16 protein-coding genes are annotated in these 13,821 nt (G+C 40.4%); 11 read left to right on the top strand and 5 right to left on the bottom strand.

Going from position 1 to position 13,821, the window contains the following annotated elements:
- Positions 1–3: 3 nt before the first annotated feature.
- From C5695_RS09895 to C5695_RS09885, 3 genes are all read right to left on the bottom strand, one after another.
- On the bottom strand, positions 4–1,497 hold the full coding sequence (locus C5695_RS09895) for a sodium:solute symporter family protein (protein ID WP_117730585.1): 1,494 nt from the start codon (positions 1,495–1,497) through the stop codon (positions 4–6).
- The gene (locus C5695_RS09890; RefSeq protein WP_034660942.1) at positions 1,497–1,700 is read right to left on the bottom strand and encodes a DUF3311 domain-containing protein; all 204 of its coding nucleotides are present in this window, start codon (positions 1,698–1,700) and stop codon (positions 1,497–1,499) included. Before C5695_RS09890 ends, C5695_RS09895 begins: the two co-directional genes overlap by 1 nt.
- 239 nt (positions 1,701–1,939) lie before the next feature.
- Entirely contained in the window at positions 1,940–2,557 is a 618-nt protein-coding gene (locus tag C5695_RS09885; RefSeq protein ID WP_117730584.1) for a nitroreductase family protein, read from the bottom strand.
- A gap of 138 nt (positions 2,558–2,695) precedes the next feature.
- Here C5695_RS09885 and C5695_RS09880 point away from each other — a divergent pair, with 138 nt between their 5' ends.
- Positions 2,696–3,028 carry a winged helix-turn-helix transcriptional regulator gene (locus tag C5695_RS09880; protein ID WP_117730583.1) on the top strand — a complete coding sequence of 111 codons (333 nt, stop codon included), beginning with the start codon at positions 2,696–2,698 and terminating at the stop codon, positions 3,026–3,028.
- A gap of 75 nt (positions 3,029–3,103) precedes the next feature.
- Positions 3,104–3,322, top strand: coding sequence for a hypothetical protein (locus C5695_RS09875; protein ID WP_117730582.1), 219 nt, complete (start codon positions 3,104–3,106; stop codon positions 3,320–3,322).
- A gap of 41 nt (positions 3,323–3,363) precedes the next feature.
- Here the strand turns inward: C5695_RS09875 and C5695_RS09870 are convergent, their stop codons facing one another.
- Complete coding sequence (locus tag C5695_RS09870; protein WP_117730581.1) at positions 3,364–3,837, bottom strand: Hsp20/alpha crystallin family protein; 474 nt, start codon at positions 3,835–3,837, stop codon at positions 3,364–3,366.
- 95 nt (positions 3,838–3,932) lie between these two features.
- Between C5695_RS09870 and rarD the strand changes: the two genes are divergently transcribed.
- The 4 genes from rarD (at position 3,933) to bshB2 (ending at position 6,229) form a co-directional block, all read left to right on the top strand.
- On the top strand, positions 3,933–4,838 hold the full coding sequence (rarD, locus tag C5695_RS09865; RefSeq protein WP_117730580.1) for an EamA family transporter RarD: 906 nt from the start codon (positions 3,933–3,935) through the stop codon (positions 4,836–4,838).
- 78 nt (positions 4,839–4,916) lie between these two features.
- Complete coding sequence (locus C5695_RS09860; protein WP_117730579.1) at positions 4,917–5,198, top strand: hypothetical protein; 282 nt, start codon at positions 4,917–4,919, stop codon at positions 5,196–5,198.
- A complete protein-coding gene (locus C5695_RS09855) occupies positions 5,195–5,545 on the top strand; it encodes a YojF family protein (RefSeq protein WP_117730578.1) in 351 nt (116 codons plus the stop codon). The genes C5695_RS09860 and C5695_RS09855 overlap by 4 nt, the downstream gene beginning before the upstream one ends.
- A gap of 18 nt (positions 5,546–5,563) precedes the next feature.
- Entirely contained in the window at positions 5,564–6,229 is a 666-nt protein-coding gene (bshB2, locus tag C5695_RS09850; protein WP_117730577.1) for a bacillithiol biosynthesis deacetylase BshB2, read from the top strand.
- 44 nt (positions 6,230–6,273) lie between these two features.
- Here the strand turns inward: bshB2 and C5695_RS09845 are convergent, their stop codons facing one another.
- The gene (locus C5695_RS09845; RefSeq protein WP_117730576.1) at positions 6,274–7,635 is read right to left on the bottom strand and encodes an MATE family efflux transporter; all 1,362 of its coding nucleotides are present in this window, start codon (positions 7,633–7,635) and stop codon (positions 6,274–6,276) included.
- A gap of 267 nt (positions 7,636–7,902) precedes the next feature.
- Between C5695_RS09845 and cdaS the strand changes: the two genes are divergently transcribed.
- From cdaS to C5695_RS09820, 5 genes are all read left to right on the top strand, one after another.
- A complete protein-coding gene (gene cdaS, locus C5695_RS09840; RefSeq protein ID WP_117730575.1) occupies positions 7,903–8,529 on the top strand; it encodes a sporulation-specific diadenylate cyclase CdaS in 627 nt (208 codons plus the stop codon).
- Between the two features lie 407 nt (positions 8,530–8,936).
- Entirely contained in the window at positions 8,937–10,241 is a 1,305-nt protein-coding gene (locus tag C5695_RS09835) for a C40 family peptidase (protein ID WP_133299611.1), read from the top strand.
- 76 nt (positions 10,242–10,317) lie between these two features.
- The gene (locus C5695_RS09830) at positions 10,318–10,896 is read left to right on the top strand and encodes a superoxide dismutase family protein (RefSeq protein WP_117730573.1); all 579 of its coding nucleotides are present in this window, start codon (positions 10,318–10,320) and stop codon (positions 10,894–10,896) included.
- 89 nt (positions 10,897–10,985) lie between these two features.
- Positions 10,986–11,864 carry an AAA family ATPase gene (locus C5695_RS09825; protein WP_117730572.1) on the top strand — a complete coding sequence of 293 codons (879 nt, stop codon included), beginning with the start codon at positions 10,986–10,988 and terminating at the stop codon, positions 11,862–11,864.
- Positions 11,865–11,875: 11 nt separating this feature from the next.
- Positions 11,876–13,792: a vWA domain-containing protein gene (locus C5695_RS09820; RefSeq protein ID WP_117730571.1), complete on the top strand. Its 1,917-nt coding sequence runs from the start codon at positions 11,876–11,878 to the stop codon at positions 13,790–13,792.
- The last annotated feature ends 29 nt before the right edge of the window (positions 13,793–13,821 follow it).

The following is a 13,821-nucleotide window of genomic DNA, read 5'->3' as shown; positions in this document are numbered from 1 at the left end:
TGTTTATGCGTTATTTGTGATCGCTTCTGTTTTTTCCTTATCTTTTTCAAATAGATCATGTATGACAGAATTGTCTTTGACATTCTTTTGGAAGAATGGATTCAAGATTAAGATGACCACAACGTTTGCTAGTAAACCAAGAAAACCTTCATAAAGCCCGAACGTGACTTGAGAGATATTGGCTGTAAAGGTGACGATGATGCCTACCACTAACCCCGCAATCGTTGCTTCTCTCGATTGTTTTTTCCAGAACAAGCTGATCGCAATGGCTGGGAAGATTTGAACCATTCCTGAAACGCCAATGAGCTGAAGCGTGACAAGTGCTGTTGGGAAAAGCATCCCGAATAAAAGGGCCAGTCCGATGACGATAAACACCATTGAACGAGTGATGATGGTCAATCTTTTTGGTGACACATTCGGATGAATTAAATCACGGTATAAATTATTGGCAAATAAATTCGATGCGCCAATCGCCATAATCGAGCATGGAATGAGGGAAGCTAGTGCAATCGTTGAATAAGCGAGTCCCTGCATCACGCCGCCATATGACGTTTGAATTAAATGAAGAAGAGCAAACCTTGGATTTGTATCTTCTGGTAAGACTAAAAAAGCAATAAATCCAAGGAAGATGACCAAAATCAATACGATGTTATAAAGCGGCAGAAACATACTGTTTTTGCGGATAGCATCTGCACTTTTGGCTGTAAAAACCCCTGTTGCCGCATGCGCCCACATAAACAAAGCAAGGGCAGAAACGCCAGAAGCGGTAATGAACCATAAAATGCCTTTAGGGCCGCCATCAGGGATCGTTAGAAGCTGTGGCGCTTCTTTGGCTAACGTATTCATCATTGGGGTCCAGCCGTTAAAATGAATGATTGGCAGTGAAACGACCATAAAGAGCATGATGACCCAAACGAGAATATCTTTTATAATAGCTGTATATGTAGGACCTTTAATACCACTGAAAAATGTATAAAGTGCGACTAAGATAAATGAAATAATAACAACTGCATTCACATTAATATAACTAGTACCAGCGACCGTTAAAGTGTCTTGAATTCCGCTTAGCTGAAGACAAATATAAGGAATGAGCATTAGTACGCCAACAATGGCAATCAAACTAGATAACAGCTTGCTGTCAAACCGCTCACGTGCATAATCGGCAAGGGTTGTCAGGTTGTGATTTTTCGCAACGGTCCATAGCTTTGGTAAGAAGAAATAAGCAATAAAATAAGCTAAAACTGAATAGGGGATGGCGAAAAAAGCGACGCTTCCTGCTGTATAGGCTGTACTTGTGAGCCCTAAAAATGTATAAGCTGTATATAAGTCCGCGCCAACGAGGAACCATACGAGCAGCCCGCCAAATTTTCTCCCACCAACAGACCATTCCTCTACTGACTGTCTAGATGATTTGTCACGGCCAGCGGCAAATCCAATGACCACGACGATGAAAATAATACTTGCAGTAATCAATAAAGCTGTTAAATTTCCTTGCATTAGTCAGTTCCTCCATTTGAATGTTGCATTCGGTAAATGATAAAAGTGCAGATTGGTGTGAGAACAATCCATAGTAAGAGCCAGAAGTGAAAAAAAGGCAGCCCTATCACAAATGGATGAATACGATTCGCAAAGGGCAGCAGAGCAAGCTGTCCGATGAATGGAATCGCAATGAGTAGTGCGAGTATCAATTTTTTATTCATGATTTCCTCCTCTAATATTTTGTAATTTCATAATAATAGCAGTTGTCAGATTAGATCACAAGACCATTTTCAGAAAAAACAATCATTTAACTGAATATCATACTAATATAACGCTTACATTCTTAAAAAGGAGATAGGGTAAAGGTTAAAAAGGGATAAAGTGAAAAGAAAGTATGTAGAAATAATATTTAAAGCAAATAAAAAAAGCCTCAGCATGAATGCTGAGGTCTTGTTATTTTTTAAAGGAAATCAGATACTTCTTCGATGTCGAAGCGATTGCTTTTATGAGCTTCTTTCGCTGCTTTACCAACTGAAATTAGCATAACTGGCTCGTAACGGCCGCTTACATTGAATTCTTTAATGAAGCCGTCTTTGCTGAAACCACCCATTGCACATGTATCATAGCCCATTGCTTTTGCAGCAATCATTAATTGCATAGCAGCTAATGAAGCATTTGAATACGCAGCTTCACGTGCATACTGCTCACTTTGGTAAGCACCATTGATTTGCGTCATCAATGTTTCTTTAATGTCTTCTGTAATGAAGCCTTGTTCAGCCAGCTCACTGTAGATTTTTTCGCCATTTTGATTGGCTTCAAGATCACCTAGTACAGCAATAACAGCGGATGCTTGTGAGATTTGCTTTTGATTGTAAGCGACTGGAAGTAACTTCGCTTTAGATTCAGCACTATGGAAAACAGTGAAATGCCAATGCTGAAGGTTCCACGCAGATGGTGCTTTTGTTGTGATATCAAGAAGCTCTGTTAACTCTTCTTTTGTCATTTCATGAGTTGTATCATACTCTTTTACTGATGCTCTTTGTTTTAAAATGTCAATCGTTTTTTGATCGGTCGCCATATGGATATTTCCTCCCGTTTTTACAAATAGTATGGTACAATAACTAAAAAGTGAGAAACTTACTTATTGTAACTAGAAATATTTTAAATTGTATACTGTTAGTTTGTCAAACAATCATGAAAAGAAAGGCTGAAATTTATGGAATTTCAATTATGTCCGCACATTCAGCAAGCTTTTTTACTGTTAGGCAAAAGGTGGAATGGTCTCATTATTCATGTATTGCTTGATGGTCCAAAGCGTTTTAAAGACATGACGGACATTATCCCATCTATCAGTCAAAAAATGCTCGCAGAACGTTTAAAGGAACTTGAGCAAGAAGGGATTATAAAACGAACTGTCCTGCCTGAGACGCCTGTAAAAGTGATTTATTGTTTAACTGACAAAGGCAAAGCGCTAAATGGTGTGTTTCATGAAGTATCGAAGTGGGCAGGGGAGTATACAGAATCACATGAAAAAAAGGAGCAAGCCTAGTTTCAGGTTTGCCCAAACGTTTTAACTCCTGATGAATATGCTGATGTTAGGCACATGACAAAGGAGGAGAAATGCATGTACCCTCATACTCCGTATTTTCGAGGCGGCGCCCCTGGCATTCCGCCATATGAATCCAGAGTCCCTTTGTTTTTTGGTTTTGGCGCTCCTTTAGTCGGTGGACTGCTTGGCGGATTTTTAGGAAGTGCGATTTTTAATTATCCTCGTCCGTATTATCCACCGCCACCACCACCTGCACCAACACCATATGGCGGCGGATACCCACCATACTATTAAGAAAAAAAGAGTAAGCCTGCTTCTATATGAAAGCAGGCTTTTTATAATGGAATATCAATTTCAGAGATGCCTGGATCATCATGCTTTAAAAACATAATCTCCAAAATACCGTCCTGATAAGAAGCCTTCGTTCCTTTTCTTTTTACAGCAGCAGGGAGGACGACTTTCTTTTGCTTATCTTCTTCAGGAAAATGATCAATAAACAGCAGATTGGCTGTATGTTTGATTTTTACTTTTTCTGTGTTTGGCCGAGCAAGCTCAATTTTAACGAACACATGATCAGTCGTTTCGAACACTTCCACTTCGGGTTCTTTTTCTTTTTGGACGTCTGTTTCTCTCGTTTTTTGATGTTGAGAGAGTGGGTCCTGAAAAGGGAACTGAGCAGGATAATTGGAGCCGAATACACTTTCCATCACTTGATTGACATACTGCTCAACGTCTTTAGGGTCTGAATTCTTTAAGGCTTCTTTTGAAAATTGCTTTTGAAAAGGAAATAATCGGTTCCAGTCAAACATGTAAATCATCCTTTCTAAATGCCCTGAATTAGTATATGCCCATTCACCTGAGTGCGTGCTATAATATACGATAGGTTTAGAAAGGAATGGTTAGATTGAACGAACAACAGCAATCAAAAGGTGTTCTCTATACGGCAGCATCTTTTACATTATGGGGATTATTCCCGTTATATTGGAAACTGATGGAGCATATTTCGTCAGGCGAAATTTTAGCGCACAGAATTTTATGGTCATTTGTTTTTATGTGCGGTATTCTTCTTTATTTAAAACAAGTCCGGCCGGCAATGCAGACAGTGAAAGGTCTCATGCTGGATGGCAAAGCACTTTTCTCCCTACTTTTATCTGCTATTTTAATATCGGTTAACTGGTATGTATATATTTGGGCAGTCAATCATCATCTTATGCTAGAAGCTAGTTTAGGGTATTATATTAATCCGCTTGTCTCTGTTTTACTAGGCATCATATTCTTAAAAGAGCGGCTCAATAAATTACAAACCATTGCGATTCTCATTGCCGCCGCTGGAGTGATCCTTTCAACGGTTCAGTACGGTTCATTTCCTGTCGTTGCGTTATTACTTGCCTTTAGCTTTGGTTTTTATGGATTGATTAAAAAAAGAATGAGATTTACAAGCGCAATTGGTTTGACAATTGAAACCTTGCTACTCGCACCGGTGGCACTTGTGTACTTATTATTCTTCTTAAAAGAACCTGTGGTGACAATGAATCCTAACAGCTTCGGATCGCTTGGTCTCTTATTCTTTGCGGGGGTCTTTACAGCGGTGCCACTTCTTTTATTCTCTGAAGGAGCAAAAAGAATTCCGCTATATCAAGTAGGTATTTTACAATACATTGCACCGACAATTACACTGTTTTTAGGGTTATTTGTGTATCACGAGCATTTATCTTCAGCTAAAATTGTGACGTTCCTTTGTATCTGGGTCGCGATTTTATTGTTTACGACCTCTCAAATACGCATGAAAAAAACAGCCAATTCTCATTAACCCTATCGAGCAGTTTGCTTTTTTTTGAAGGCGGATCATGTCATAATAAGTTGTTACCAAATCTGTAGAGGTGATTACATGTCATCAGCCAATGAGCTTACAGCCGCTTATCAATCTTTATGGAAAAATCGTCAACTTGATGTCGATGATATGTTTTCTTTACACGAGGCGATATGTGATGATTTAAGCGATGCGCGTACTCATCCGCGGGCGAGAAAATCATTCCATCAAAAATATGTGCTCGCGGTAGAGAGAATATTAGAAAGTGAGCTTGAGCATGATCATCAGTTGCAGTTGATCAGCTTACATACAAAAAAGCTGCGAGAATTAATTCAAAATGAAGGAAGGAACCACACATGAAACCAATTCAAACGGAAGATGTCACAGCACATCTTGAAGCGTTTTTAAATCGTCCAGTCTTCGTTCATCTTGAAACGACAACTGGTTCTTATTCAGCTCATGTAAATGAACAAAATATGACGGTCGTGGCCTATATCCGCAATGCGAAGGTCGTCTATTCACAGGCGAAAATAAAAGGACAAGGTCCGTACCGTGTTGGAATGAAAACAGAAGATGGCTGGATTTACGCAGAAGGATTAACGGATTATGAGTTTGACGAGCAAGGCCGCCTGCTGTTAGCGGGGCATTTGCCAGACGGAAAACTAGCGATCTCATTACAAATTAGTGAAACACCATTTCAGGTGTAGTAGAAAGGGTGACGAGTCATGAACGAACATGTACTAGTGATGCTGCCTCACCCAGATGATGAATCCTTTGGGGTTGCAGGTCTCATTGCACAAAGCAGAAAGCGCGGTATCCCAGTCACGTATGCATGCGGGACACTTGGGGAAATGGGCAGAAATATGGGCAGCCCAACATATGCCAATCGTGAAACGCTTCCTGAATTAAGAAAACAGGAACTAATCAATGCCTGCAAAGAAATGGATATCACAGACTTACGTATGCTTGGACTGCGTGATAAAACATTAGAATTTGAAGATGACGAGTATTTGGCGGATGTGATGGAAGCCATCATCGATGAAGTCAAACCTACTCTGATTGTCACATTTTATCCAGGACACGGTGTACACCCTGATCATGATGCGACAGGGGAAGCGGTCATTCGCGCTCTTTATCGCAAGAAAAAAGAAGACCGTCCTGTCACATACTGCATGCCTATTACGAAAAATAGAGAAGAAGTGCTGGGCAATCCTGATATTGTAATTGACATTACAGATGTAGCAGATATCAAATTAAATGCACTGAGAGCACATAGAACGCAAACAGAAGGCATGCTGAGAGAGCTTGAACAGAAGCTGAAAAACAAAGAACCTGTCGTCCAAAAATGGTTCGATGAAGAAATTTTCTGGACGTACCAATGGAATGACTAAACAAAAGCAGCTGACATTGATCAGCTGCTTTTTTTGTGTCGTATTTATTGATGGACTGCATGTTGAAGCAATCTTTTTTCAATCAACCTGAGACGAATAAAGAGGACGACGGCGCCAGCGGCAAGCCCTGCAATGAGGCCGATCCAATAGCCAAATGCTCCAAATGAGGTGTAGGTGCCAATCAGATACCCGGAAGGAAGACCGATCACCCAGTATGAAACAAATGCTGCAATGAGAGTATAGTTTACATCTTTATAGCCCCGTAGAGCCCCTTGGATAGGTGCAGCAATTGCGTCTGACAACTGGAAAAAGATCGCATAAATCAAAAAGTCCTGTGTCATTTGTAAAACAGATGATTCAGCTGTGTATAAACCAGCAATCTCAGGTCTCAATAACAAGATGAGTGCGGCTGTACATAATGAAAATAATACGGCCGTTCCAATTCCAATATAGCTGTAGCTTTGTGCATCTTTATAACGCATGGCACCGGCTTCAAACCCAACGACAATCGTTAAAGCCATTGAAATACTAAGCGGTAAGATATATAAGATAGAAGCAAAGTTCATCGCAGCCTGGTGACTTGCGATTGTCACGGTATCAAAGTGACCCATTAATAGCGTGACTGCTGCAAAGATACTCGTTTCAAAAAAGATCGCAAACCCGATAGGAAGGCCGATTTTGAGTATTTGCCTCATTCGAGAAATATTGATTCGAGGCAGTTTTTGAAACAAACGAAATGAGGCAAAAGGTTCTGCTTTCATAACAATACAAATACTCATGATGAAAATGGCCCAATATGTGATAGCAGATGCGAGGCCAGCCCCCGCTCCGCCAAGCTTTGGGAAGCCGAAATGACCAAAAATGAATACATAGTTTAAAACAAAGTTCATCGGAAGCGCTGTTAACGTGATGAACATCGTCACACGTGTTTTTCCTAATGCATCAATAAATGATCTAAGCACCGAATAACCAAACAGCGGAATGATTCCAAAAGCAAGAAAACTTAAAAAATGCCGCGCAATATCCTCTACCGATTGCTCAAGCCCAAGTCCTCCTAATATGAAAGGAATGCTGATTGTACCAATCGCAATCACACCGATACTTAAAAGAAAGGATAAATAGATCGCTTGAAAGACAGCGCGTGGAACATCTTCTTTATGCCTAGCGCCCATCAGCTGAGCCACAATCGGCGTCACGGCCATCAATATACCGGCAAGTCCCGTATAAACGGGTGTCCAAATACTAGAACCGATCGCAACACCCGCGAGGTCTTCTGCACTCACTTTTCCAGACATCACCGTGTCTAAAAATGTAATAAGCGAAAGACCTGCTTGAGTGATTAAAATGGGAATCAAAATGGTTAAAAATTGTGTCAGCTTTGCTCGAATACTATTCGTTTCTCTCATCATAAGTTCCTCTCTGAACAGAAATAACGAGAGGAATTATATCACGCTATGTAAAAAAATCAATTCTCCGTCGGATTATTTTTCTTAGATGGCTTCGTTTTTTTAAACATTTGGGCATAAATAAAAGAAAGACTGACAACACCTAAAATGCTGCAAGCATATTGAATTATTTTTTGAATGGTCATATTCAGTTCACCTCCATACAAATAGAATGTGCACAATTTATGATTTTATGAAAGTAAGTGAAAGAAGGAGGGAAAAGGTCAAATGTTCAATCGTACAAACGAGGAAGCGCGATTTAAAGGAGACATGAGAACTCATTTGATGAACATCATGAAGGATACAAGTGACATTATTGATTCACTTGATGAGACCGAGCAATGTCTACTTTGTGATCTCGAGTCATTACATGATCAGTTTAATGAAATGCATGCAGAGGCTTCCTCGTTTTATTTGCAAGCGTATATGGAAGAATTCACGCCAGGATTTGCTCAATTTTCGTTAGCCATTGAGCATTTATCTAAACAAAAGCACGGCGCACTGATTGTGATTCAAAGGCGGGATGAGGTCGAGGATTTTATTCAAAAAGGGACAAACCTTCATGCGAAAATTAGTGCTTCATTAATCGAAAGCATTTTCTATCCAGGAAATCCACTTCATGATGGTGCTCTTTTAGTCAAAGAAAACACGCTCGTATCTGCTGCAAATGTGCTTCCACTCACTTCAAAAAAAGTCAGTCCATCTCTTGGGACAAGACACAGGGCAGCAATCGGACTCTCTGGTATGACCGACGCACTTGTTCTCGTTGTATCAGAGGAAACGGGAAAAATGTCGTTTGCAAAAGAAGGAGTCCTTTATCCGCTCACTGTAAAAGACCCTGAAATAAGAAAATAAACATAAATCGCTGCATTCTTCATGTTGAAGGGTGCTTTTTTTCATTTGAGGAGAAAAAACAGGTAATTAAGTAAAAAGTCATTTGATACAGAAAAATTTGTCATGTAGAATAGAACTATGAAACTAGCTTCGTGCTTGTTTTGACAAATTTCTAAACGTCAACTTAAAAATTCCTTAAAAAATGTTTATAAATACAGCAAACAGCCGATAGAAACGATATGGCTTTATTTTTTAGCATTTTGAGTTGGCTGCTTTAGCCTATTTGTTATTGCCCAATGTCTACATGTCGAGTAATATAATAGAAATAAAGATAAAATAGTGCAAGAGAAGCAGAACCACTAAATGCTAAACTCAAAACTAGTACATAAGTCTTATTGAATGAAATCATGAAAGGCGGAGATTTATCTATGAAGAAAAAAGTAGTAACCGGCCTCACAGTTTCAGCGATCGCTGGCTCAGCTGTGTTTGCTGCACCGGCAGAAGCACAGACGATCAAGGTGAAAAGCGGTGACTCACTTTGGAAGATTGCCGAACAGTACAATACAAGTATTTCGGAGCTTCAATCTCTCAATCAACTAAAAACGACAATGATTTTTGCAGGACAAAGTCTGAAAATTCCTGGCGCGAAAAGCAATAAATCCAGTTCGTCAACAGGATCAAAAGCAACGAAATCAAATGCTACAACGACATCAAGCTACACTGTAAAGCTTGGAGATTCTTTATGGCTTATTGCAAAAAATCATAAAATGTCCGTCGCAAGCTTGAAAAGTCTAAACAGCTTAAACAGTGACTTAATTCGTCCTGGACAAAAGCTAAAAGTATCTGGAAGCACGAAGACGAGCGGAAGCCAATCATCAAACTCCTCTTCAAATTCCAGCTCAAACAATAAGCCAACGAACTCTAATAGTTCATCATCAAGTACATACAAGGTCAAATTAGGGGATTCTCTCTGGAAAATTGCGAATTCGCTCAATATGTCAATTGGTGAAATCAAAACATTGAACGGGTTAAAATCTGATATGATTTACCCGAATCAAGTATTGAAAGTAAAAGGGACGGCTGTATCAAAGCCAAGTCAGCCGAAAGCACCTGCTAAACCAAGCAACCCACCTTCAAGCGGGAAAGCGACATCTTATACTGTAAAATCAGGCGATTCCTTATGGAAAATTGCGAATCAATTTAAAGTACAGGTTCAATCTATCCGCACAGCCAACAGCTTAAAAAGCGATGTGCTTAGAATTGGACAAGTTCTAAAAATTAATGGAGCGGCTTCTGGATCAACTGGATCGAATGGTTCTACATCTAACGGTTCAACAACTCCAGTCAACAATAACAAAAATGATGTGCCGATGAATGCAAAGATCACGACGATGATCCAAGAAGGGAAAAAGCTGACAGGCATTCCTTACAGATGGGGCGGCAATACTCCAGCTGGATTTGACTGCAGCGGCTTTGTTTACTATCTCATTAATAAGGTTTCGTCTGTATCCAGATTAAGCACAGCAGGCTACTGGAATATGATGAAACCTGTGAGCACACCTCAAGTTGGAGACTTTGTTTATTTTACAACGTACAAAGCGGGTCCTTCTCATATGGGACTATACCTTGGTGGAGGAGATTTCCTTCATGCAAGTGATAGCGGAGTGGGGATCTCAAATTTAAGCAACTCATATTGGAAAAAAGCCTACTTAGGGGCGAAACGTTTCTTCTAAAAAAAGCCGATTTTCGGCTTTTTTTGTTTGCCTAGTGATCAGATTGTCCATACTGAGATCAAAAGGGGGCAATCATATGAAAAAGTTAGTGTGGATGATCATGATCTGTCTGGTCTTAGTCACAACAGCATGTCATGCACCACCGAAAAAAGAAACAACAGAAGAAACCAGCGAGGTTGCAGCACCTAAGCAAGCACCGATTACGACGTCGCTCATGAACGAAAGCGGGCAAAAAATAGGCAGCATTGAAGTAAAAGACTCCTCAGAAAATGGACTGGAATTACATGTGAAAGCGAAAGACCTCCCGCCAGGTCCACATGGCTTCCATATTCATGAAACAGGAAAATGTGAAACGCCAGATTTTGAAACGGCAGGGGCTCACTTTAACCCAACGCACAGGGAGCATGGGTTTGATAACCCAAAGGGGCATCATGCTGGAGACATGCCTAATTTAGAGGTAGGTGCAGATGGTCAAATTGATGTTGTTGTAAATGTACCAGATGTGACGTTAAAGGGAGGCTCAAACCAATTAATGGATCAAAATGGGCGGAGCTTTATCATTCATGCAGAAGCAGATGATTATTTAAGCAATCCTTCTGGAAACTCAGGGAAACGCATCGCTTGCGGAGCGATCACAAAAGAAATGGTAAAATAACAGATGTCTAACCTTTATGTATTGAGTACATAAAGGTTTTTTTAGTATACTTGGTGAGGAAAATGATCGAAGAGAGGAATTAATCATACATGTTTAACGAACAATCACTCCCAGAAGAAATTCAAGCAATGATTGAAGCAAAAGCAAAAGGGCTAGAAGAAGAATTTCGTCCGCTTATTGGAACAGGCGGTTATGAATCACAGGATACATCTATCATTCAAGATGCCATGATTGCACTAGCACTCGGCAAAAACGTTCTTTTAAAAGGGCCGACCGGCTCAGGTAAAACCAAACTAGCAGAAACTTTATCTGCTTTCTTTCAGCAACCGATGCACAGTGTGAACTGCTCGGTTGATCTTGACGCAGAAAGCTTGATTGGCTATAAAACCATCCATAACGATGGTCAAGTGGCTTCTATTGAATTCATTGAAGGACCTGTAACGAAAGCAATGAAAAAGGGGCATCTTTTATATATTGATGAAATCAACATGGCAAAGCCGGAAACACTACCTATCTTAAATGGCGTACTTGACTACAGAAAAATGATGACAAACCCATTTACAGGTGAGGTCGTTCGAGCAGATGAAGGCTTTGGTGTGATTGCGGCAATCAATGAAGGATATGTTGGAACCGTACCTCTAAATGAAGCACTAAAAAACCGTTTTGTTGTCATTGACGTTCCGTATATCGGTGGTAGTATTCTCAAAGAGGTGCTGCAATCCCAGTCTGTATTAAAGGACGAGCGGTTAATCGATCAATTCGTGCAGCTCTCATCAGACCTCATTACACAAGCGCACAACGGGCAGGTAAGTGAAGAAGCAGCATCGATACGTGCACTTCTAGATACATGTGATCTTGCGCAATTTATCCCGCCGCTTCGTGCAGTTGAACGAGGGATTGTTGAAAAGCTAGAAGATGACCGGGAAAAAGCAGCGGTAAGAAATATTGCCCAAACATTATTCGAGTGAGGTTCTGACCTTTGAAATTCATCAAATTTAATGACAGCAGAATCGATTCATTTCTATTTATGGAATTAACAGATTTAGCCAAAACATTAGCGAAAAGTGATGATGTCGAGCTTGAATACGGCGTGCAGTCCTACTATGATCCTTTTGAAAAGAAAATGTTCATTAGTCACTTTTGGGATGATCGAAAAGAAGAAGACATGATCGCTGGACTGAAAAGTGATGTGTTCCTTCGTGCAGTAGGAACCGTCTATAGTGATCTGACTGTTTTTCAGGAAATCATTCGTTATGCCCACACAATATCCATCCCTGATTTGTGTAAACAATTGTTTATGCTCTTTGAAGATATCCGCATTGAAGAGCGAATCAAACGCGAACGTCCTGGAACAAAAAAGGTATTTAAACGAAGAAGAGAGCTGTACCGTCGTCACTTTAAAACGCAGTTAACGATTAACCAAGAGCGGAGCATTTTAACGGATGCCCTCTATTGTGCAATGTATGTGAAGCTGACAGCTGATTCACCGCTGGAAGAGATTCCGCCTCTTCACGAACGGATCAACCCAATGATTCCGTTTATTGAATCAAGTCTTGAACGAGTATATGACGCAGATTCAACAGCAAATATCGCGGTCATTGTCAAAGAACTAATGGAAGGCTTTGTTGAGCTTCTTGACAAGGATATGCTGAATACGTACTTTTTCTTCCCCGAATTGGACTATGAAAAAGCAGCAACTGAACCGCTGTTCCATGACTTAAAAAGAAAACCGAAATTAAGTGAGGACATCAAAGTCGACCGGGAAAAAGAGGGTGATGAAGACATCCACCAAGAGTATATGGAAGTGTGGCATCGAGAAACAGAAGCGCCGTCTAAAAGCTTCCTTCAATTTGATTTAGAGCACGGCGGTAAAAGTGATCTCGGGAAGGATGCAGCAAGAGAAGGAGATGACGGGGATCAAGCACTCGGCACTGTCCAAGGCTCTGCAAAGCAAACACACCGAAAAGATTATTCAAAGCTTGAGGCGCTGGAAGAGGCTGAAGGTGAAGAAAGCGGAGCAGATGCTCATGAGAATGGAAAAGAGAACAAATATGCGTTTCCAGTCATGATTTCACCCGATCCACCCGAGCCAGAACAAATCGATGTATACAAGCAGCATGCAAAAGAGATTGAACCTTATCAGAAACGATTAAAGCAAATGATTCAAAAAACGCTTGAGCACAAAAAATCATGGCCGAAAACGGATTTGCATGCAGGACGCCTGAGTAAAAAGCTGATTCGCTATTTTACAGAATCTAACCCGCGTCTTTTCTATAAAAAACAGGCACCTTCATCTCAAATTGATGCTGTGTTCACCTTATTAGTGGACTGTTCTGCCAGCATGTTTGACAAGATGGACGAGACGAAAAAAGGAATTGTTCTATTCCATGAAGCCTTAAAGTCTGTTCAAGTTCCACATCAAATTGTAGGGTTTTGGGAAGATACAAACGACGCAACCGAAACGAGTCAGCCGAATTATTTCAACACAGTCGTATCGTTCAAAGATTCTTTATTTGATGCAGGTCCATCCATTATGTCTCTTGAGCCAGAAGAGGATAACCGGGATGGCTATGCGATTCGCCAAATGACAAAAATGATTTTAAAACGACGAGAAGAGCAAAAGTTTCTCATTGTCTTTTCCGACGGAGAGCCAGCTGCCTTCAGCTACGAACAAAATGGGATCGTTGATACACATGAAGCAGTTCTTGAAGCAAGGAAAAAGGGCATCGAGGTGATTAATGTGTTTTTATCCAATTCAACAATAGAAGAAGCACAGATGAAAACCATTCAAGATATGTATGGAAAGTTCAGCATTTTTGTACCAGATGTCGATACATTACCGGATGTCTTATATCCGTTACTGAAGAAATTGCTGCACAAAAGCATTGGGGCATAAGGTTTTGCCCCTTTCTTCAAAATATTTTT

This window comes from Bacillus pumilus (assembly GCF_003431975.1).
Classification (GTDB): domain Bacteria; phylum Bacillota; class Bacilli; order Bacillales; family Bacillaceae; genus Bacillus; species Bacillus pumilus_N.
This window is presented reverse-complemented; position numbering and strand designations above follow the sequence as displayed.